Raw genomic sequence first — 21,082 nt, 5'->3', positions numbered from 1 at the left:
CAGCTGCCGCTAAGTCATACGCCCTGTTAAATGATATGCTTTCATCTTCACCTGTAGAAACTGTTTCATCCACTATTCTTCGATTGCATCCTCGTCTTTTTCGAGTACACAACGGAATCGCTCCACACCCGGATACAGCTCACCCAGACTGTACACGACAAAGCCGGTATTGCGGTAAAATTCTACAGCTTCCTGATCCGTCTCTGCGATCAGCCTGTCCGGGTTATACTTCTCCAGCAGCTGTGCAATCATGCCACGGCCGTAGTTCTTGAATCGGTTTTCAGGCAGCACTGCGATATGTTGGATGGTAATTTCACTGATTCCCGTTTGCTCATATCCAATCAAGCCGATTAACTGCCCTTCATCTTCGTATCCATCCAGCAGAAGCTCGTCCTTCTGTACATATTGTTGTAACGCACGACCCACTTGCTCCGGGTCCGGAAAGACCGAGTAGGACAGCAGTTCCTGCACTTCCGGCTCCTGTATGCGTGATTTTAGATTGATCAACACTCTTATTCCCCCTATATAGATCCGTTATCGTATTGTAGCCGTTAGCCTGTCTAAGTTCAAGTCGTATACCGTTTTAACTGCTCCTGAAGCAGAATAGCAGTACCTTCCTTCACGTGTATACCAGCCAGATGATAAGCATCCAGCAGCGCACCTCCAACGGCCGGCAGGTCACTGGTGATATATTGAAACGTCCTCCCTGTAGTTTGATTATTTTTGGCTAGCCTCTTCTGAACGGCAGCCACCATATAAGGTGAAGTTAGACAGCTTCCAGTCAGTGTGTAAGAAATCTGCCCAGATCGAAAACAGCCAGACAGCATAAGAATCCCCACAACCGCTGTGTCCGCTGCGGAGTCACATACTCTCATGGCAAGTGGGGTTTGCCGGATAGCAGCTTTCGTTACCAAAGGACCCATTTGGCTGAATTTGCGGTTCATTTCCTGCTTATTCTCAGCAAACCCTGCTGCTCCAAGAGCCGTCAACTCTTGTACGGAATGTACATTCCAATAAGCAAGAATTTGTTCGATAAATGGTTGATCCTGCTGCACATAACGGCCTGCAAGAACAGAATGCACGGCATCATAAGACAAAAAACGCGCTGCCGTCGGAGCATAATGTCCCAATTGGTCGTTTCGGATCCATGCTTCTAGCTCCGTCCTGGCAAGGATCAGAGACCCCGTGCCACCTATCGCCACTATTCCTGGCTCACCGTTAAAGGCAGCCGTATGGGCAATAAACGTGTCGTTTACGGCACTTTTTCTACCTGTGATGCCCGTTTTGGCGAGCACTCCCTTAGCCCATGCGAATTCTTCATCCCGATCGAGACCCGCCATACCGGCTTGGATGGCAGCCACCTGTTCTGGTCGAATGCCTGCCTGCTCCAGCGCTTCAGCAATGCCTCCGAGCACATGCTGCTCTGCATGGGAATCGTGATAACGATTACAACCTCCCTTTTGCACATAGGACAGCAGCTTTCCACAATCATCAGCTACAACCACCCGTGTGTGGCTTCCCCCACCATCGATACCTATTACATATGTACTCATCTTATCCCCCACTGTCAATAATGAACTGCTTCCACGTATACTCCCTGCCCTGTAAAGGAACGCTGTGCCGGGCTGTACTACTTCATACACCCGGCAGAACCATTCTATTGCTTCTGTACGGCAAAACGAAGCAGTTCGCAGCGGAACTGTGTCGGTTCATCATACTTTTCCTCCTCGATGGTCTGGGTTACATGTTCCTGAAGCAGTATATTCCAGCCAGCATATGCCTTCTCGAGCAATTTAATGGCTTTCGCTGTAGGCAGGTTGAGCTCAATTAAAGGCTCGATTCGCCGTCCAGTGCTGATTTCCTGCTCTTCCACACTCGTACTCATCGTGATGCAATGAATACCTCCTGCGCGTGTCCCGGCCTGAAGACGATCCAGTGCTTCAAGGAACGCACTCTCATTCGATACATGTTCCAGGCAGGAACATGCTGCAATGAAGTCATAGGTATTCGGTTTGATGGCGTAATGTTCTACATCCGCTTTTTCTGCCTTTACCAGATGATCTACCTGATACTTTTTCGCATATTTTCGAAGTCCTTCTACCGCTTCATCAAGCAGATCGACACCAATGACCTCACTGTTCGTATGCTGCAGTCGCTGTGCAATCGGAATGGTATGCCGCCCCACCCCGCATCCCAGGTCAAGAACCCGCAGTTCCGATTGGTGAGCAAGCAAACGTTCGAGCATCTCCATCACCATCGGCATAGGCCTCGCCATCCATGTACCGGATGCGAATAGTTCGTTATTCTGATAGAAATTGGAATGGTAACCTGCCTCCGCTTTGCGCGCAGCCTCGAATTGTTCATTTCCCATGAATGGCACCTCCATAAATGTTAAAAGCTGATTGACAGTGTCCCTGAGCCTGCGATGAATATGAAGACTAAGATGACCAGCATTACCAGGGCACCTGTCATAAGTAATTTCCCCGTATCCCTTTTGTACGGAGCATCATTAAACAACATTACCCCGCCAATGGCAATCGCTATCGGAGGAAGGATAATGGCTGTTAAAACCAGCAGACCGATGGAGTAGCGATCCAATGTCGCCTCTTCATATTCTTCTATCTGCGCACGCTCAACAGGGACTGTTTTCATCGCAACAAGATTGCCGCATGCTTTACATTTAAACTCGTCTTCACCCATCTCCTCTTGACAGTAAGAGCAAACTCTACGTGAACGTGGCAAATGCTGCACCTCCTTGGTATAGGCATCTACATCTAACTACCCAACATCCGTGTGCGGAATCAGGAAACGGGAATGTACATGCGTTATGAGTGCATCCCTACAATGAGATAACGCTTTCAATATATGCATTCCCTTAAAGGGAATGCAACATAAAACAGTACTCGCTAACCAGCACAACCAATTTTAATTCGCTTGCTTTATTGGCACCTTGTTTAGGAAGGATTCAAGGACCTCCACATATCGGGATCGATCCACTTGAAAAGCTGTGCCGTGCCCTGCACGCGGGATGATCAGTAGTTCTTTTTCAGTGGGACAGGCTTCATAGAGTCTGTAAACCATTTCTGTAGGGACGAAGGTATCTGCCTCCCCATGAATAAAAAGGACCGGCACCTGAACCTTGGCGAGCTGTTTCAGCGCCGATGCCTCCTTGAAGGAGTAACCCGCCTTCCATCTGGAAATCAGACTGGTCACAGGTATAAAAGGAAAGGCTGGCAGTTTGTATAATTGTTTAAGCTGGAACGTGAGCTCATCCTTCACTGAAGTATAGGCGCAGTCCGATACGATCGCTTTCACCTGAGCCGGAAGGGGCTCTCCACCTGTCATGAGGACTGTAGCACCGCCCATGGAGATCCCGTGCAGCACAATGTCTGTCTGTTTCCCCACCTTATCAATGACCCAATTGACCCAATCGACATAATCCTTCCGATCCAGCCAGCCAAAGCCAATCACATGACCTTCACTTTGACCATGAGCACGATCATCAGGCATCAGTACGCTGCAGCCTCTTTTCTCCACGTAGAACCTTGCAAAACCAGCCATCTCCCTGCCTTTTCCCGAATACCCGTGCGCGAGAATCACCGTTGGACGAGATTTATCCGCTGAAGCAAGCCATGTCCCCTGTAATTTCAATCCATCATGGGATAGGATACTTACCGTTTCACAATGCTGTTTGTCCAACCACTCCTGGTCCGATGCACTACTGATGAATTCATTATCCGGTTCTGGCATCAGGTTGGGATTATCCACTAAAAAGGACTTTGGTGCGCGCCTGATCGCCGTTTTGAAGAAGTACAGTCCTCCAATCCAGGTTGAAGCAAGAATGACCAAAATTAATGCAGCTGTTCCGTATAGCAACATATACGTTTCTCTCTCCTTCTCACGATCCTCTATCCATAACACAGCACAGATTAATGCAATTCAAAGTTCAGGCGAAAAAACAGGTTTGCCGCCCTAACCTCTTTCGTTAAGACAGCAAACCTTTTAAATGATGACTTTTTCCAAAGCCTGGCAGGCCTCTTGATATGCTGGCATCAAAGCATCGAGCAATGGCTCAGCCTTCATCACCTGACCTGTTTTGGCAAACTGTTCAATCCTTGCAAAAAGGGTTGAACAGTATTCAATTCCAAGGCTCAGACTTCCTGATTTCAAATCATGAGCACACTCCGCAGCAGCATTATGGTCTCCCGAGACGACATGCCTCCGCAGAACCTCAATTTTGCCAGGTGTTTCGGCACGATACATGTCGAGCAGCGTTTCTAGCAGCGTCTGATCACCATCGTTGTTCAGTTCGGCAATCTCACTCACAATGCTCATATTTAGTATTTCACTGGATTCCATAGGATGCTGCCATTTTTGGATTACACCTCTCAACGATTCCAATGTAAATGGCTTGCCAATAAAATCATTCATTCCGGCTTCAAGACATTTTTCCTTCTCTCCATCCATGACGTTGCCTGTCATTGCGATAATCGGAATGGCATGACGCATTTCATCCTGTTCCATAGCCCTGATTTTACGTGTAGCCTCAAGCCCATCCATAATTGGCATCATATTATCCATCAAAATCATCCCATATTTTTTACTGAGAAAAGCCGAAACCGCTTCTTCTCCATTGGACACGTAATCAACCTGTGTTATCCCTAGTTTCTTAAGCTGCATTAGCACGACCTGACGATTAATACCATTATCATCGGCCAATAAGATTGGCCAGGAATAGGGTTCTTCAAAGGGAGAGTCCATCATATCCGAAGGTTTTTCCACTGGAGAAACTTCAGTTTCTTCCGGTTCCGACTTGCGTCCAAGCGGCAGTTCGAACCAGAACGTAGAGCCTTCACCTTCCCGACTGATTACCCCGATTTGTCCACCCATTAACGTAACCAGCGATTTGCATATCGACAATCCAAGACCCGTTCCTTCATATTCCTTGGAACGACCCTGTTTCGTCTGTACGTAAGGCTGGAACAGCGTTTTTTGATCTTCTTCCGCAATGCCGATTCCCGTATCTTCTACCTCAAATCGGATCAATTGTGAGCTCTCGCTTTCCTTAACGAGGATAACCCGAATGCTTATCAAACCATGGTTTGTGAATTTATTGGCATTTTGGATCAGGTTAATCAGAACCTGAGTAATCCGCGTAGAGTCCCCTTCGAGAACAGGAGAAATTCGCGAATCACAGTCGACAGCCAACTGATTCCCATTTTGGATCACCTTGGGTTCAAGCAAACGAGCGATATATTTAAAAGTAGGTTCGAGCTCTACCTCACCAATCTCAAGACGCATCTGGCCTGCTTCCAATTTGGAAAAGTCAAGAAGATCCTGAATCAGCTTCAGCAGAAGTCTCGCTGCCTCTTGAATCACTTGAACCGAATTCTGCTGTTCCTCCGACAAGGAGGATAGCTGCAATAGTTCAGCCATGCCCAATATCCCATTCAATGGAGTGCGGAAGTCATGACTGATTACGGCAATAAAGGAGCTCTTCGATTCCCCTGCAGCCACTGCTTCTTTTCGTGCGGCATCCAGACTAGCGTTGTTCTTGGCCAGCAGACGCTGAAGTGTCACCAATTCATTATTCATTTCCGAGAATTCATTTAGAATTCGCTCTTCCTGCTCTTTGCTGCGAATGATCTGATCCGATAATTGCTCAATCGTTCTGCGCAGCTTTTCGATCTCACCATTATCATTAGACATTGCGTCATTCCTCTCTATTCGCGGATCATACCAACATTGCTGTTGGCAGATCGCTGGGCCAGCAGATTTTCTGCAACGGCAACAGCTTCATCCGCCCCGGGGGCGTAGCCGTCTGCCCCAATCGTCCTCCACAACTCTTGATCAATGTTAAATGGATAACCGCCTACCATGATTTTCACATGAGAGGTTGCCGGGTGATTCCGAATCATTTGTATAAGTTCTTTGGCAAGATGAAGATGATAGGTCATGGTCACTGAAATGGCAATCACATCTCCCTGATGGCGCTCAATCGCCTCAAGCAGACTGCTATTCGGAACATTGGCTCCCAAATAGTACGTATCCCAGCCCTCCATCTCGAACACATCAGCAAGCATGCGCAAACCAATCTCGTGCTGTTCACTGCCCACACATGCTGCCACCAGCCTTTTCTCCTGTGCCTCATGGATCAACCAACGAGGATAGAGTCGCGATATGATCGCCTGAGTGGCAGCCGTGCAGAAGTGCTCCTGTGCGACGCTAATCTGGCTTAACTGCCATAAACGGCCAATTTCATATTGAGTAGGTTGAAAGATGTAACGATAGATATCCCGAATGCTTGCTCCGCCTTCCAACTCGCGCTCAATAATATGGAATGCCTCTTGGCGTTTGCTGTCCAGCAAAGCCTGCAAATAGGACTTGGCTGCTTTGCCATATGGAAAAGTTTCATTGACGAAGCCCTGAATTGTCTCAGGATGCTGGGTTTGATAGATCCCCATCTCCAAATAATCAAGTACAAGTGTTTTGGATGCATCGTCCAACTCTTCTTCGAGCGTCTCTTTGATCAGCTGCAGATTGATGGCCAGATCTTCCGCCGATACGTGATAACCCGCCAAAAGTGTTTTTAGCCATGATATATAATGTGTAAAAAGGTTAGGGCTCTTCACGAGCACGCTCTCTGCCAGATAGTTCAAACTATAATGTGAATCCTGTTGGGTACGCATTCTCCCATTTTCGCCAAAACGTTCTATCAGATCCGGTTGTAACGTGTACTGCTTTTCCGTTATTTTATCAGCTAGCCCACCTGCCGCTTTTAGCAAGCGTTCCCCAGCTTCCTGATGAGTCATTTTGTTATCCCTCCTCTTGCTGTGCTGTGCATTCGTCTCAACCATCATGTAATCTCTACGCTGCGGTTCGATTCGATCTCAGTCAGCTAATGATCGGGATATACGTTTTAAAATACATCAACTCCAAGAGAACCATCCCATTCGAATCTTCCTATTACAACAATTTTCCTATATTATGAGCAATCCTGCAAGTCACCTAGCCAGTAATGTCCATGTCCACTATTTCCAAACAAAAAAACCGGCCTGCGTTATGAACGCAAGTCGGTCTTTCCTTCCGCAGCCAGCCCCAATTTCTTTAATAAACGAATGGCATCCGCTTTCTCGGATGGCTCCAGGCCTTCCATCGCATCAATGATAACCTGGTGATGCCCAGGGAATATTTGAGTGAACAAATTTCTCCCCTTCTCCGTCAGTTCCGCATAAATGACACGGCGATCTTCCTTGGATGCACGTCGAAGCAGCAAATCCTTATTTTGCAGCTTGTCCACTACATAAGTGATGTTCCCGCTGGACATTAAAACTTTCTCTCCAATTTTCTGCAAGGCCTGTGGGCCCTTATGATATAACAAATCCAGTACCCCGAATTCTGTCGTATTCAGTCCGTGACTCTGTATGTCACGATTGGACCTCGATGTAACGGAATTGTAAGCTCGGGCGAGAACCACGAATAATTGCAAAGACAGTTCCCGATTGTCCTCCGTGTTCGGCATTTCCATTATCCTCCATCAGTTGTTTGCAAATTCAGACTGTGCTTTTAAGGCAAGCATCTGTATCATCACTTACGAATATATCCTATTCAATGAATCCTACGGTTGAAACTAATGCGACTATGCATACATGTATTCGATCCGCTAACGAATTTAGGAACGATGACGCTCATCAATGCTGCCATCATCCTTGGCCAGAATCACGGTGTCCGCCATGTCAACAAACAAACCGTTATCCACCACACCTGGCAGCATGTTTAGTTTTACGTTAAGTTCAGCCGCGTTTTCTATCGCTTCCATTTGGCAATCCGCGATCAGGTTTCCGTTGTCCGTAAGATAGCGCTCATCGCCATTCATGCGCCATTTCGGTCTGCAGCCCAGGTTCTCCAATGCCTGAAAGGTCCATTCAGACGCAAAAGGAACCACTTCTACCGGCAAGGGAAACTGACCCAATTGCTGAACCGCTTTGCTGCCGTCTGCAACAATGATGAGTTTATCACTGTTCGCGGCCACAATTTTCTCACGTAAAAGAGCCCCGCCGCCACCCTTGATCAGGTTAAAATCTGGATCCACCTCATCTGCACCATCAATGGTAATATCCAGCCTTCCAATCTGGTCGAACGGAATAATCGGAATCCCCCACTCCCGGGCGAGCTTGTCCGAAGCTTCCGAGGTAGCCACCGCCTGGATTTGCAGTCCGTCACGTACACGTTCTCCCAATCTGCAAATCGCGAAGTATGCCGTTGAACCCGTACCGAGTCCAACCTTCATTCCATCCTTAATGTATTCTGCCGCCCGCTCTGCTGCAATTTTTTTCAGATTCATCTAAAATAAACCCCCGCCTGCTTATGATTTGAAAAATGCACACTGTCTTTATTATAGATAAAACCGCTTCCGATGTATATCCATGCCGAATGCCATGCAGCAGGAAATTTGATCTAACGACAAATCCCGGATTTCGCCAATTCCAAAATATTACACTACATTCAAACAATCAACTCTTTTAAGGTTCCATGGTGTTTTTTTGTACGTTCCTGTTATAGAATACAGATGGAGACTAAAAAATGGGAATTCCTCCAAATAAACAGTTCTAAATACCTATGTATCAAGTGACATGTCCGCAAATACGTAAATTATTAAAAAAGTTTTAACAAAACTATTCAATTTGACAACATTTCATACGACATATTAAGTATAGATGTGTTTTAATAATTAGACACCTATAGAATTTGAGGTGCAAAAGTCTCTACTTTACGACTGTGAAATTAAGACCATGGTCGCATACATAAGCTTTGGAGGAGGAACAACAAATGACTTGAATGGCTGCATTCATGCAAGCAAATAAAAGGTTTGTTAATTACAAGAAGATCAGGAGTGGAAATTAGTGAAATCATTCAGTTGGAAAAGTATGTCCTTTTTCTCAAAAAACTTATTACTTTCATTTACGAACATCATTATTATCGGGGTTGCACTTATTGCAAGCAGCTATTACTTCCAAAAAACGGTTCTCGTAGAGCAGCTGCATGGACAAGTAGAACAAATCACCAAAAAGTGGGCTGAAGGAATTAACGCTGCCGACGTAGAGGCTGCCATAGCAGAAGGTAGTTATGACGGAAAAGTACAAACTCAATTACGTGCTTATTTCGATGAAATGCAAGAATATTATCCTAACATCGCCCAGGCTTATATCTTTGGTGTAGAACTAGGCGGGGATACGAAAAGAGAAACCTCCCTCGTAGCCATGCCAACCAATCTGAGAGAAGCATTCCAAAGCGATAATGTTAATATTGGCGACATGTATGAGCAGCCTGTTGTTGTAGCCAATGCACTGAAAGAAATGCTTAACACGGACCGTCCAACCTTTACTACTTTCTATTCAGATGATTTTGGAACGTGGACAACCATTGCTTACCCGATCAAGGACAGCAACGGCAAAATCTTCTCTTACTTTGCGGTCGATGCAGATGCAACAGCAGTACCAACCGGATTGAAATCTCTCCTTAAAAACGGGATCATCATTTTGGTTGCATTCCTTCTGTTGTTCCTGATTATTCAATATCTGGTTGTTAAAAATACCCTATCCCCTATCCGTCACCTGATTAAAGGCATTGATGACGTTAGCCGGGGTAATTTGAATGTCAACATTCCGACAGGAAAAGATGACCTTGGACTTGTCAATGAGAAATTTAATACGATGGTTCGCAAAATCAATGACACGATCGTTAAAGTGCAAGTCACTTCTCAAGAGGTGAACCAATCTGCCAAAGAGTTGTATGAGGTATCTGAGAAAAACAGTGAAAACGCGGATTCCATTAACAGTAATGTTACACAAATCACCTCTAACATCCGTGGGCAGGAACAGGCAAGTATCGATAGTGCCCGCGCCATGGCTGAGATGGCAACTGTCATTCAAACGATTGCAAGCAGTTCCTCTAATGTAGCGGATGAAGCTTATGAGATGGAGCGTCGTTCCCAGCAGGGGAACACGGTTGTTCGCCAGGTGTCCCAGCAAATGACGCTGATTACCGAATCGGTAAAGAATACGGCTTCTGCAATCCAGGTTCTAGAGAGCCGTTCACAAGAAATTGGAGATATTCTGAATATCATCTCCGGGATCTCCAGCCAAACCAACCTGCTTGCACTGAACGCATCCATTGAGGCAGCACGTGTTGGTGAAGAAGGTCGAGGATTTGCCGTTGTCGCCGGTGAAGTTCGTAAGCTTGCCGAGCAATCCGAACAGTCCACAAGCCAGATTGCCGTATTGATTGATGAGATCCAAACCGAGATTAAACAAGCTGTCCGCGCAATGGAAAAAGGTACTGCAGAAGTCGATACCGGGCTTGACGTTGCCGATCAGACAGGCCAGTTGTTTGAAGAGATTCTGGAAGCTGCGAAGAAAGTATCGAACCAGATTCAGGAAGTTTCCAGTGCTACCGAAGAAATCTCTGCAAGTACAGAGGAAATGACCGCAACTGCGGATGATCTGTCCGCCAGCGTCAGCAAAACAGCAGACAGCAGTGAGCGGATTGCCGCTTCCGTGGACGAACAGAAGGCTTCCCTGACCACCCTTGTCGATTCCTCCACCCGTTTGAACAGCATGTCCGAGGAATTACAGGAATTGATTTCTCACTTTAATGTTAGCAAGTCATAAACAAAATACAAAAACGAACGTTTAAATCAAGGAGGAAAATAGACGTGATCGATAATCACTCTTCATCTTCCCAGACAGTGGAATCTGACCTGCCAGTTCTCCAGATTCCACTGGATTTTGGGCGCCGTCAACAAACCTTTTCTTATGAGTCAGCTCATATAGAGCTGCAGCCATCACAGAGCCGTGAACTTACACAGAAGTATGGCACAAAATCAATCTATACCGCGTTGTTGTCCGCATATGCTGCCCTGTTGTTCCGGCTTTCAGGAGAACAGGAATTAGCTGTAGGTACCCTTGCTCCCGATCAGGCTGCATCTGTTCTGCTCATGCAAGTCCATGGCAAAATGAGTTTCCGTGAGCTAAGTGATCAGATCTCTCTTCTGCAACAAAAAGGAGATGCTGCACAGCCAGGTGCTTATCCGGAAACCCTGTTTATGTTTAACAGTGTTCAGCTTCCTCAGGCTCCGCAGGTTTTAAACTGGAATATTCGTGAGGATCAGGGTGTACTCATCCTGGATTTGTTCTTTGATACATCCCTTCTGAATGAAGCGACAGTGATGAGATATGCAGAGTACTACCAGACCCTGCTTCTCTCCATGGTTCGCGATGAACACATGGCTATCGGCTCAGTAGATATCCTGTCTGCCTCCGATCGAACGTTGTACCGGGAGATGAATGATACCTGTGTGACTGAACCTGAACATCAGACTATACACGGCTGGTTCGAAGCTGCGGCAGCCGAGTACCCTGATTCACCTGCGATCACTTCCCCATATGGTCGGTACAGCTACAGAGAATTGAACGAACGTGCCAATCAGGTCGCACGTGTGCTGTTATCGAACGGATTGCAAAAGGGTGAATTTGTCAGCATCTTTATGGAGCGAAGCCTGGAAACCATCATTTCCTTGCTCGGCATTCTGAAAGCAGGCGGTGTATATGTTCCGATTGATCCTGAGCACCCGCAGGAACGCAACAGTTACATCGTGGAAGATACAGCTTCTTCTTTTGTCCTAACCAAAGAGTCCTCTTTCACTGAAGCTTCCCGGTTGTTCTCCGGTATTCCTACAGTTCGGCAAATTCTTGCCGTGGATGGACGCTTGGCCGGATTTGCAGCAAGTAATCCTAATATTGATATCCAACCGGACGACCTGGCTTATATCATCTATACATCCGGATCCACAGGCAAACCCAAAGGCGCGCTTGTGGCCCATCGCGGCGTTGTCAATCTCGGCAGCGTTGTACAGCGGGATTGTGATATCAAGCCTGGTGACGTGTTGACCCAGTTTGCTACATACAGCTTCGATGCTTCGGTATGGGATACCATTGGCGCATTGTTCTATGGAGCAGAGTTGTATCTGTTATCTGCCGAGGAACGTGTATCCGTAGAAGAGTTTGCCACAGCAATCGAACGTACAGGCACAACGATCATAACCATCTTGCCCACAATCTTTTTTAATCAGCTTGCATCCTATCTGTCAGACGAAGGGTTCCACAAGCTGGCCAAAGTCAGAATTATTACCGTTGCGGGCGAGGCTCTCTACGGAGAACAGGTTCGTGCCTTCCAGCGCAAGTTTGGTAACCAGATCGATATCGTTAATGTGTATGGACCTACCGAATGCACGGTAGCGACAACGACTCACCGAATCAGTGAACCCGTTCCTGACCATGTCGTTAACATTCCGATCGGTAAACCGATTCATAATTACAAAGTTTATATCGTCAATGAAGAACAGCAGCTCTGTCCGGTAGGTGTGCCTGGTGAAGTGTATATTGCTACTCCGGCGCTGGCCAAAGGATATTTGAACCAACCAGAACGTACAGAGCAGGCGTTTATTGATAACCCTTTTGCGATCGATGAGAAAATCTACAAATCCGGTGACATAGCCAAATTACTTGATACCGGGTTGCTGGAATACGTCGGACGCAGTGATTCTCAACTGAAGATCCGTGGTCATCGGATTGAGATTGGTGAGATTGAAGATCACTTCTCGCGTCTCGAAGGAATCCAGGATGTCGCAGTTATTCCGAAAAAAGAATCTGACGGTCAGAACATGCTTGTGGGATATTTCACGTCCAAAGATGGCAGCACCCTGTCCGTTGCGGATATCAAAGCCCAGTTGGCAGACAAGCTCCCTTCCTATTTTGTACCCAAATGGGTCTGTCAGCTCGATGAAATGCCGATCGCACCAACCGGTAAAATTCATCGCAAAGCAATGGTCTCTCTGCCAAACGAAGAACGACATGAGAATCGGCCAGACCGTGTAATGCCTGAGACGGAGACCGAGGCCATCATCTTCAATGCCTGGAAAGAGATTCTTGGACACAGCGACTTCGGTATCGAGGACAGCTTCTTCACCATCGGTGGTGATTCCTTGCGAGTGATCCATGTACTGGTTATTCTGAAGCCGCATTATCCGCAGCTGAAGATTGCCGACTTTTTTGCAGAGAAGACGATTCGCTCTCTGGCACTGCGGGTACAATCACTCGCGCAAATGACTCAGCAAACTGCACCATCCGCTGATCAAGCAGGTGTGATTACCCAGCTGGCCGAGCATCCAGTCGAACTGGCATCCCAACTGGGATATCCGGAGATTCGCAAACCGGAACACGTTCTGCTAACAGGAGCTACGGGTTACCTGGGATCACACGTGCTGCAGCAGCTCCTTCTTCATTCCGAAGCGACCATTCATGCGCTTGTTCGTCGTCCATCCGACGGCAGTACAGCCATGCAGCGTTTAAGTAAGGTCATGGCAGGCTATTTCGGTCCAGACCTGAGTCTGCTCCTTACGTCACGAGTGGAGATTATCGAGGGAGATCTGGAGCAGCCAAACCTTGGGCTATCTGCTGAACAAACCAAACATGTACAAGCTCGAATTGACCGTGTCATACACTGTGCCGCCGACGTTCGGCACTTCGGAGATGCGGAACAGTTTGCCAAAACCAATGTAGAGGGTACAGTTGCCTTGTTGAATCTGGTTCGCAGCAAACCTGGAGCATCCTTCCACCATGTGTCCACCATGGGCATACCGGAAGATCTTGCACTCAGCGGACAGTGGGAATCATCATTGCAGTATGATCGCTTCCCGGCAGACCTGCATGTAGAAAACCTATACTCGGACAGTAAACTTGAAGCAGAGAAAGTGCTTATGATTGCTGCTGAGGAAGGTGTACCTGTAAGCATCTATCGTGCCGGAAACCTGACGTGTCATTCAAAAACGGGACGCTTTCAGTCCAATATTGACAGCAATGCCTTCTACCGCATGATCAAAGCCATGCTGCTTCTCGGTAAGGCTCCAGCTGCTGATTGGATGGTCGATTTTACACCTATCGATTATGCAAGTCAGGCGATCGTGCATTTGGCTCTGCGTGATGATACTGCTGGACGGGTATTCCATATTTGTAATCCCGAGTCCATCAGTTACAATACGCTGATTGCATCAATAAATCGTGCCGGATATGCAGTCGAAACGTTACCTTTTGACGAATATACCAGCTGGTTATTTGATTCAGCCATCACCAAGGATCCAGAGGCACTGCAGCTCGCGATTGCCCAACTGGAAGGTGACGGTGCTAAGGATTCGGCATATGTATATGCCTGCCCGGTGACAACTGCGTATGTGGAGCCAGCAGGAATCCACTGCGCCAAAGCGGATGATCAATTCATTTCCAGCATGCTGCAATATGCAGTGAACATCGGTTATTTCCCTGCTGCGATCCAGCCGCAGTTCGGCGCTTCCACTTCTTCTACTTTGGAGTAGCCATACCATCTACAAAAACAAACAAGCCACCTAGCCGTCATTTATGACCGTAAGGTGGCTTGCTTGTTTTTATGTCCAGCGAATAATAGCGATTACGGCAAGATGAGCCGGATAGAAATAGCGCCAGATCCACCTTGGTCCTTTCAAACGAAACCCTGCGCCGTAGTACTGGGCGATGGCAATGCCTAATGTAGCGATTACGCTGTACATTTGTACCGAGCTGCTGTAGAGCTGGATATAGAGAGCAGTCAACAATACATGTCCCAGCACCAGTACAGGTCCCCGGAAGTATCGGAATAACATGACCAACAGCAGCCCGTACATTCCGTAATCCATGGCGGTCATCTCCATGATAATCCCTGCCCCAATAACAATAGGGATACCCAATAAGCGGTTTGGAAGTTTATCCAGTGCCAGCAGAACCAGCAAAGATGTCCATAACGTCCATACTACGTTTAATGACATATGATTAAATGCCGCCATAAACGGTACTTGGGAAATTACTGCAATCCAGAATAAACGCCAAATGTATTTTTGGACGTTCCGTGTATGCTTATAGCCGATATACACTGCAAATGCATATATGGGAAATGCAATACGGCCAATGATTCTGAGTTCCTCTATCTGCGGATAAAAGACTGCTCCAATATGATCGATCAGCATGGTGATCATGGCTATCCACTGCATCATTTTGCGTTAATCCCTCCCTCACCTATTTCTGTTTCAAAGATTAGCTTTTCATCAATTCTCACAGATTAAGTTCATAATACAGGAAGTGTGTATCTTTCGCATATCCCTCTGATTCATATAATGCCTGTGCCTGTTTGTTGCTTATTGCGGTTGATAAGGTGATTCGAATTGCCCCAGTCTCTCTTGCCCAGTTCTGGGCGGCCTGCAGCAGCTTGCGAGCTATGCCTTGCTGACGGTACTCCGTATGTACAAAAAGATCATTAAGGACGTATATCGGACTCATGGACACCGAACTAAAACTGGGATATAGCTGAACAAAGCCAGCCAGAGGAGTTTGAATGCTTGAATCTGTATTTCCATGGCCCCATTCGTTGTGATGCGTATCGTCTGCCATTTCTCCTTGTTCCATTCCCTTAAAAGCTTCCTTTTCCGCTATCCAAATGACCGATTCGTTTCGTTCCAACCGTTCGCGTATGTATCTGGCGGCACCTTCTACATCGCTTGTCTGTTGATAAAACATGCGGTATTGATCAAACAGCCTGCTGACATCCTCGATATCATCAAGGCGGGCACGTCTCATATTATATGTCATTCTGGCTATAGCTCCCTTCAGCTCATCTTCATTTCACATTTCTCCAATCATAAACGAACCCTTCCTGGATCCCCATACAACATCCGCATCAAAGTTTGCAATATATTCTACTCCTCGGAATTTTAGAATAATTCAGCCCACACGTCGCAGACTATAGACTTACTACCGGTCATATCCAAAGTTCGCAGATAAAGGAGTGCATCCCATGGATACGGAGACGATTCTCGAACAGCTCCAAACGCGTTTCATCGGCATTTCCGATATTGTCTATCAACCATTACAGCTAGGCCCTATGAATGGTGTGCTCATTTACATTCAATCCATCGTAGATACGGCCACTATACGGGAATCCATTATCAAACCACTGCTGGAGAAGGTATCCCAGAACGAAGTCGAACCTCTCTTTTTATCGCGCGTCATCAGCGGGGAGTTTTTCACGCTGGAATCGAAGCGATCCGATTCACTGGAACAGTTGGTAGACGATATTGTTTCCGGCAGCGCAGCACTATATCTGGAAGGCTTGTCCGGCATGCTTTTGTTTTCCGTTCAAAATTATCAGAAGCGCTCTGTCCCGGAATCGACCAATGAGGTTGTTGTTGTTGGACCTCAGGAAGCCTTTATTGAGGATATTCATGTGAACATGTCACTTTTGCGGCACAAGATCAAGCATCCTGACTTTAAAATGATCAAGTTCACGATCGGCAAATATACCAAGACTGAAGTTTTTGTAGTCTATATCCAGGGATTGTGCAAACCTGACATCCTGGAAAATGTGTTGAGCAGTCTTGGCGAAATCGATATGGATAGCAGTTTGGGTGTAAGCTATTTATCCGAGTTTTTGGAAGAACACCCATTGTCGCCTTTTCCCCAATACCAATATACCGAGAGACCAGATACCGTGGCCGCTGCCTTGGTAGAGGGACGTATCGGCGTCATGCAGAACGGGACACCCTTTTCGCTGCTGATTCCCGTAACTTTCTTTTCATTGATGCAATCTTCAGAGGACTATTACCAGCGGTTTCATTCTGCATCTTTTATCCGCATGATCCGGCTGCTATTTTCTTTTATTGCCCTTTTGCTGCCTTCCATTTACGTTGCGGTCACGACCTTCCACCCGGAAATCATTCCAACCAATCTGCTCATTACCATTGCGGCAGCAAGGGAGAACATTCCTTTTCCGGCATTAATCGAAGCGATTATCATGGAGATTACCTTTGAAGGATTACGCGAGGCAGGAATACGTATCCCCAAACCTTTGGGACAAACGGTATCCATAATCGGAGGAATTGTCATTGGGCAAGCAGCAGTGCAGGCTGGTATCGTATCCGCTCCACTCGTCATCGTGGTGTCCATTACAGGTATTGCCGCTTTTATTATCCCGCATTTTGAACTGGGCCTGGCTTTTCGGCTGCTGCGTTTTCCGATTCTGTTGATGGGAGGAACGTTAGGATTGTTCGGCGTGGTGATCTCCATCTATCTGATTTACTGGTATATGGTAAACCTTCGTTCCTTTGGTGTTCCTTACATGCAGCCATTCGCTCCACTGGTGCTTCGTGACTTCAAGGACACGTTTATTCGGGTGCCATGGTTTCGGATGAAGAAAAGAACCAAAGCTTATGCTGCGGATAATGAAACGAGGCAAGACACGCCATGAAGCTCTTCAATCTGTTACAAAAAGGTGGACTCATATTGATCAGCTTACTCCTGTGCAGTGGATGCTGGTCCAAGGTGGAGATCAATGAGCGGACTTTTATTACAGCCATGTACATTGACAAAGCGGATACACCGGGAGAAATCGAGTTAACACTCAGCATGCCTCTCCCCAATCGGCTTGCTCCTGAGGGTGGTGGATCGGGCAAGGACCCTTATGCCGTCGTCTCTGCCACCGCACCAACGATAGCTGATGCATTGGAGAAAATTCAAACCGATCTTACACGTAAAATCTCTTGGGGACATACACGAGTTGTTGTCTTTGGAGACGCATACGCAAGAGAAGGAATTCAGGATACGCTGGCATGGATCGCGCGGGAACCTTTGTTTCACCTCAGCAGCTACATCATGGTTGCCAACGGCAAGGCCAAAAATGTCTCTGATCTTACGCCGGTATTCGAAGAAACACCGAGTGACGTGCTCCGTGAATTTTCCACAGAAGAGAATCTGCTGAAGACCCAGGTGCTCAATATCTTTGCCGCTGATAAGATGAATCAGGGTTTTGCCTCATCCATGCTGACAGCCCAAGAACGCCACATGGTTAGCGAGGATGGGGAATTAAAAAAGTGGGTCAGCCAAACCGGCGCCGCCTTATTCAAACAAATGAAAATGGTTGGCACGCTTACTGACGAGGAGGCCCGGGCCGTTGCCTGGGCAGAACGCAGTCTGGATTCCATGACCATATCCGTTCGAACCAAAAAAGAAAAAGCAAGCATGACGCTCTATGATATGCAGTCGGATATACGTGTTCGCATGGAACGAGGGGAGCCGGTCTTTGACATTAAGCTGATCGGAAAAGCGGAGTTGAATTCGGTCATCCCCGTACTCAAAGCGAAGGATATCGTGGCCGTCAGGGAGATCGAACAGGCAGCCAGTGAAAAGGTGAGCACCCACCTAACGAGTGCAATCAGGACAGGCCAACACAAAGGTGCAGATATCTTGAGACTCGGCTATCGACTGGAATGGAGGTATCCAAAAACCTGGAAAAAGCTTCGTCCTCAGTGGATAAACTATGTGAAGAACGACTTGCAATTCCATGTTAACACGGATATCAACATTCAATTCGTGGGGTCTGAATCCAGCTTTTAATGGATTCCAAAGTTTGTTTGCCAACCAACCACACAGGAGGAATCGCATGATAGCCGTACTGTTGTTTGCGGGACTGTACTTAATGGACTGGTCCTCTATTCGCTCCAGCAAAAAAACGATCAAGCGGGTTTACTTTGTCTTACTGCTCTTCTATCTTGTATGGAATACACTTGCGGTGAGCTGGTCTGGATGGCCTGATCCCAATGATATGATCCAATTCGTCTTCGGCTGGGCTGATCGGATCACCCAATAAGGAAAGGGGATAACCATGAACCACCTGACTGCCGGACAAGCATATCGTTTCATGTTTGTGTACTTGTACTCGGAACCTGTTGCCTTTCTATTACAGCGATTATTCAAAATGAGCGGGTATCAAGGCTGGCTGTCCACCATCGGTGGATTTATGATAAGCCTGCTCTTTCTTCTTTTCACATACAAACTCGGCTCATTGCACCCGGACAAACCTTGGCTTTCCTATGGGGAAAAGATCGTTGGCAAATATGTGCATCGATTTTACATCGGAATGATTGTCCTGCTGTGTATCTATCTGTTGTCGATCGATGTAGAAAATTTCATCATTTTTCTGCAGTCTATGTATCTTCCCGAAACCCCCATATGGTTAACAGCAGCGATAACCATATTGTGCATCTGTCTGTCTGCTCGGTCAGGATTAATCACCATTGTGTTTATGTCTGAAGGTATTTTTGTGGTACAACTGATCACTTCTACCCTTCTTGTACCCACTGTAGGTGGCGGAGGCAATCCGGGAATCCTGACTTCCATGCTGACCCATCATAATCTGTCCGAACTCGTATTCGGCTCACTTTCGACCATGCCCTGGTTCTCGGAGTGGATGATGTTTCTATTCCTTGCTCCTGCTGTTGTTTTCAGGCGTCCTATGCTGAAGAGTATGGTTCTAGCCGGAGGTACAGTTGTTGTGTTCATTCTTATGTTTTGGATATTTACGATCATGAACTTTGGCCCTTATGTGGCGGCAAGTTTGCGTTATCCCTTGCTTGAGATGATACGTTTCGCCAGATATGGCGACTTTCTGGATAACCTCGACCCTGTATTGATTGCCATCTGGTCTACGACCATGTTCACCAGAAGCTCATTTCTCTTATATGTAGCTTCCGTGTCTCTTTCCAAACTCAGCGGGATTAAACAGCAGAAATCCGTCGTTTATCTGCTTGGCGGAACAGCGGCAGCCATCGTGCTTCAATATGCAAAAGACGCTGCTTCCTATGAGCTGGCTATCCGTTCCTATGCGGTACCTGTGTATACCTTAGTTATTGAATCCATGCCGATCGTTTATGTGGTGATCCATTGGCTGCGTTTTCGAAAAAGCAAAAAGGCGAACAGAGCATCAGCTGCTCCGTCGCCATGACTTTGAATTTCACTTTAGTTCAACTTGTTGATTTTGCGGATAAGGATCAGTGTCCGGGAAAATGACCCCTTTTTTCAGAATCAGATTGGCATACTGCGCACGCTCACCGGTAGCAACGATCGCATAAGCGCGGGAGGCCCTCTCATAGAACGAGAATCGCTCTATCTGGTCAAACGCGTCCGTGATGCCTTCATGCTCAAGAATCAACCTGCGGTAATCTTCCCAGATGATCGGTACAACCTGATCTCCCTCAACAACCTGCATCACGGCTGCTGGCCGCTCTGCATAAGTATCCAGCGGGTACAAACTCAAAATGGCCTCCAGTAACTCTACAGTTCCCAGAGCGTCACAACGAATGAGATGCCGAGCATGGCTGGCTGCGGGGAAATTGCCGTCAGCCAGGACCAATTCGTCCCCATGGCCCATTTCGGACATAATTTTAAGCAGTTCTGGAGAAATTATTGCAGGAATGTTTTTCAGCATACGCAGCTCTCCTCGTTAGCTCCACATCGACTGGAGCAGAATGGTCTTCGGCATTCCCTCTAACGATATCCTTTACTTTCCAACTAATCTAGTTCATTTCCATTCTATCAGCATTTTCTAACTTTCGCACAAATCGTTATGGAAGAGCCCGATATCCAAATCTCTTTGACAAAATTGCTTGCATCACATATAGTTGTTATAACAACTAATTAAATTGAAGATGATTCATACAGGAAAGTGAGGACTTACGTTCGTATGGAATACTCGCTGGAGCAATCTGTCGGATTTATGCTGGGCTTTACACATCGCAAAGCCGCTGCTTTACTTGCGACCCGTTTTAAACCCTACGATATTACAACAGAGCAATTCTCCGTTCTATTCAATATCGGTAAGGGAGAAGGCGTGAATCAGAAAGAAGTTGCCAATCGCGTTCTCAAGGATCAACCTACAACCGCACGCATCATTGATCTGCTCGAGAAAAAGGGATGGGTTGAACGCCGGACCAGTGAACAGGATCGAAGAGCCTACCTCCTCTATCTGACGACTGAAGGTAAAGCTTTGATCGAGAAACTGGTTCCCATTGAAAGAGAAATGAATAAAGAACTTGCTGAAGGTATACCCGAAGACCAGATGGAAGCATTTAAACATACTCTTTCCCTCATCAATCGCAACTTGTAAATAAATGAACATCTCAGGGGGAATG

At 46.8% G+C, this 21,082-nt stretch carries 19 protein-coding genes; 7 read left to right on the top strand and 12 right to left on the bottom strand.

Going from position 1 to position 21,082, the window contains the following annotated elements:
• Window positions 1–72 precede the first annotated feature (72 nt).
• The 9 genes from AAIH57_RS00495 to rpiA form a co-directional block, all read right to left on the bottom strand.
• The gene (locus tag AAIH57_RS00495; RefSeq protein WP_430020231.1) at window positions 73–510 is read right to left on the bottom strand and encodes a GNAT family N-acetyltransferase; all 438 of its coding nucleotides are present in this window, start codon (window positions 508–510) and stop codon (window positions 73–75) included.
• A gap of 56 nt (window positions 511–566) precedes the next feature.
• Window positions 567–1,553, bottom strand: a complete 987-nt coding sequence (locus AAIH57_RS00490) for an N-acetylglucosamine kinase (RefSeq protein ID WP_175396129.1) — start codon at window positions 1,551–1,553, stop codon at window positions 567–569.
• A gap of 104 nt (window positions 1,554–1,657) precedes the next feature.
• On the bottom strand, window positions 1,658–2,371 hold the full coding sequence (locus AAIH57_RS00485; protein ID WP_175396130.1) for a class I SAM-dependent methyltransferase: 714 nt from the start codon (window positions 2,369–2,371) through the stop codon (window positions 1,658–1,660).
• A 20-nt stretch (window positions 2,372–2,391) separates the two neighbouring features.
• A complete protein-coding gene (locus tag AAIH57_RS00480; RefSeq protein ID WP_175396131.1) occupies window positions 2,392–2,742 on the bottom strand; it encodes a hypothetical protein in 351 nt (116 codons plus the stop codon).
• A gap of 183 nt (window positions 2,743–2,925) precedes the next feature.
• Window positions 2,926–3,879, bottom strand: a complete 954-nt coding sequence (locus AAIH57_RS00475) for an alpha/beta hydrolase (protein WP_175396132.1) — start codon at window positions 3,877–3,879, stop codon at window positions 2,926–2,928.
• A gap of 123 nt (window positions 3,880–4,002) precedes the next feature.
• On the bottom strand, window positions 4,003–5,709 hold the full coding sequence (locus AAIH57_RS00470) for a hybrid sensor histidine kinase/response regulator (RefSeq protein WP_175396133.1): 1,707 nt from the start codon (window positions 5,707–5,709) through the stop codon (window positions 4,003–4,005).
• Window positions 5,710–5,723: 14 nt separating this feature from the next.
• A complete protein-coding gene (locus AAIH57_RS00465) occupies window positions 5,724–6,812 on the bottom strand; it encodes a cobalamin B12-binding domain-containing protein (protein ID WP_175396134.1) in 1,089 nt (362 codons plus the stop codon).
• Window positions 6,813–7,060: 248 nt separating this feature from the next.
• On the bottom strand, window positions 7,061–7,522 hold the full coding sequence (locus AAIH57_RS00460) for a MarR family winged helix-turn-helix transcriptional regulator (protein ID WP_175396135.1): 462 nt from the start codon (window positions 7,520–7,522) through the stop codon (window positions 7,061–7,063).
• Between the two features lie 150 nt (window positions 7,523–7,672).
• A complete protein-coding gene (rpiA, locus tag AAIH57_RS00455; RefSeq protein WP_175396136.1) occupies window positions 7,673–8,344 on the bottom strand; it encodes a ribose-5-phosphate isomerase RpiA in 672 nt (223 codons plus the stop codon).
• A 583-nt stretch (window positions 8,345–8,927) separates the two neighbouring features.
• Here rpiA and AAIH57_RS00450 point away from each other — a divergent pair.
• A complete protein-coding gene (locus AAIH57_RS00450; protein ID WP_175396161.1) occupies window positions 8,928–10,670 on the top strand; it encodes a methyl-accepting chemotaxis protein in 1,743 nt (580 codons plus the stop codon).
• 44 nt (window positions 10,671–10,714) lie between these two features.
• On the top strand, window positions 10,715–14,428 hold the full coding sequence (locus AAIH57_RS00445; RefSeq protein ID WP_175396137.1) for an amino acid adenylation domain-containing protein: 3,714 nt from the start codon (window positions 10,715–10,717) through the stop codon (window positions 14,426–14,428).
• 69 nt (window positions 14,429–14,497) lie between these two features.
• Here AAIH57_RS00445 and AAIH57_RS00440 read toward each other — a convergent pair whose 3' ends face one another.
• Together AAIH57_RS00440 and AAIH57_RS00435 are read right to left on the bottom strand one after the other, a co-directional pair.
• Window positions 14,498–15,118: a TraX family protein gene (locus AAIH57_RS00440; RefSeq protein WP_246310882.1), complete on the bottom strand. Its 621-nt coding sequence runs from the start codon at window positions 15,116–15,118 to the stop codon at window positions 14,498–14,500.
• Between the two features lie 58 nt (window positions 15,119–15,176).
• Entirely contained in the window at window positions 15,177–15,710 is a 534-nt protein-coding gene (locus AAIH57_RS00435; RefSeq protein ID WP_430020230.1) for a GNAT family N-acetyltransferase, read from the bottom strand.
• 205 nt (window positions 15,711–15,915) lie between these two features.
• Between AAIH57_RS00435 and AAIH57_RS00430 the strand changes: the two genes are divergently transcribed.
• The 4 genes from AAIH57_RS00430 to AAIH57_RS00415 are packed head-to-tail and all read left to right on the top strand — an operon-like array spanning window position 15,916 to window position 19,896.
• The gene (locus tag AAIH57_RS00430; RefSeq protein WP_175396139.1) at window positions 15,916–17,364 is read left to right on the top strand and encodes a spore germination protein; all 1,449 of its coding nucleotides are present in this window, start codon (window positions 15,916–15,918) and stop codon (window positions 17,362–17,364) included.
• 35 nt (window positions 17,365–17,399) lie between these two features.
• A complete protein-coding gene (locus AAIH57_RS00425; RefSeq protein WP_175396140.1) occupies window positions 17,400–18,509 on the top strand; it encodes a Ger(x)C family spore germination protein in 1,110 nt (369 codons plus the stop codon).
• A gap of 46 nt (window positions 18,510–18,555) precedes the next feature.
• Complete coding sequence (locus AAIH57_RS00420; RefSeq protein ID WP_175396141.1) at window positions 18,556–18,762, top strand: hypothetical protein; 207 nt, start codon at window positions 18,556–18,558, stop codon at window positions 18,760–18,762.
• Between the two features lie 15 nt (window positions 18,763–18,777).
• The gene (locus AAIH57_RS00415; RefSeq protein WP_430020229.1) at window positions 18,778–19,896 is read left to right on the top strand and encodes a GerAB/ArcD/ProY family transporter; all 1,119 of its coding nucleotides are present in this window, start codon (window positions 18,778–18,780) and stop codon (window positions 19,894–19,896) included.
• 9 nt (window positions 19,897–19,905) lie between these two features.
• Here AAIH57_RS00415 and fucU read toward each other — a convergent pair whose 3' ends face one another.
• The gene (fucU, locus tag AAIH57_RS00410) at window positions 19,906–20,379 is read right to left on the bottom strand and encodes an L-fucose mutarotase (protein ID WP_430020228.1); all 474 of its coding nucleotides are present in this window, start codon (window positions 20,377–20,379) and stop codon (window positions 19,906–19,908) included.
• Window positions 20,380–20,634: 255 nt separating this feature from the next.
• Between fucU and AAIH57_RS00405 the strand changes: the two genes are divergently transcribed.
• A complete protein-coding gene (locus AAIH57_RS00405) occupies window positions 20,635–21,057 on the top strand; it encodes a MarR family winged helix-turn-helix transcriptional regulator (protein ID WP_175396144.1) in 423 nt (140 codons plus the stop codon).
• Window positions 21,058–21,082 lie beyond the last annotated feature (25 nt).

Origin of the sequence: Paenibacillus sp. MABNR03 (genome assembly GCF_050455445.1) — a bacterium.
Taxonomy (GTDB): domain Bacteria; phylum Bacillota; class Bacilli; order Paenibacillales; family Paenibacillaceae; genus Paenibacillus; species Paenibacillus xylanilyticus.
The sequence above is the reverse complement of the archived record's forward strand: the minus strand, read 5'-3'. Positions and strand labels throughout refer to the sequence as shown.

Bases quoted from the DNA above. Each gene is read 5' to 3' on its own strand.
- AAIH57_RS00490 (WP_175396129.1), bottom strand. From the start codon at position 1,553: ATGAGTACATATGTAATAGGTATCGATGGTGGGGGAAGCCACACACGG.
- AAIH57_RS00485 (WP_175396130.1), bottom strand. From the start codon at position 2,371: ATGGGAAATGAACAATTCGAGGCTGCGCGCAAAGCGGAGGCAGGTTAC.
- AAIH57_RS00475 (WP_175396132.1), bottom strand. From the start codon at position 3,879: ATGTTGCTATACGGAACAGCTGCATTAATTTTGGTCATTCTTGCTTCA.
- AAIH57_RS00470 (WP_175396133.1), bottom strand. From the start codon at position 5,709: ATGTCTAATGATAATGGTGAGATCGAAAAGCTGCGCAGAACGATTGAG.
- AAIH57_RS00465 (WP_175396134.1), bottom strand. From the start codon at position 6,812: ATGACTCATCAGGAAGCTGGGGAACGCTTGCTAAAAGCGGCAGGTGGG.
- AAIH57_RS00460 (WP_175396135.1), bottom strand. From the start codon at position 7,522: ATGCCGAACACGGAGGACAATCGGGAACTGTCTTTGCAATTATTCGTG.
- rpiA (WP_175396136.1), bottom strand. From the start codon at position 8,344: ATGAATCTGAAAAAAATTGCAGCAGAGCGGGCGGCAGAATACATTAAG.
- AAIH57_RS00450 (WP_175396161.1), top strand. From the start codon at position 8,928: ATGTCCTTTTTCTCAAAAAACTTATTACTTTCATTTACGAACATCATT.
- AAIH57_RS00440 (WP_246310882.1), bottom strand. From the start codon at position 15,118: ATGATGCAGTGGATAGCCATGATCACCATGCTGATCGATCATATTGGA.
- AAIH57_RS00435 (WP_430020230.1), bottom strand. From the start codon at position 15,710: ATGACATATAATATGAGACGTGCCCGCCTTGATGATATCGAGGATGTC.
- AAIH57_RS00430 (WP_175396139.1), top strand. From the start codon at position 15,916: ATGGATACGGAGACGATTCTCGAACAGCTCCAAACGCGTTTCATCGGC.
- AAIH57_RS00420 (WP_175396141.1), top strand. From the start codon at position 18,556: ATGATAGCCGTACTGTTGTTTGCGGGACTGTACTTAATGGACTGGTCC.
- AAIH57_RS00415 (WP_430020229.1), top strand. From the start codon at position 18,778: ATGAACCACCTGACTGCCGGACAAGCATATCGTTTCATGTTTGTGTAC.
- fucU (WP_430020228.1), bottom strand. From the start codon at position 20,379: ATGCTGAAAAACATTCCTGCAATAATTTCTCCAGAACTGCTTAAAATT.
- AAIH57_RS00405 (WP_175396144.1), top strand. From the start codon at position 20,635: ATGGAATACTCGCTGGAGCAATCTGTCGGATTTATGCTGGGCTTTACA.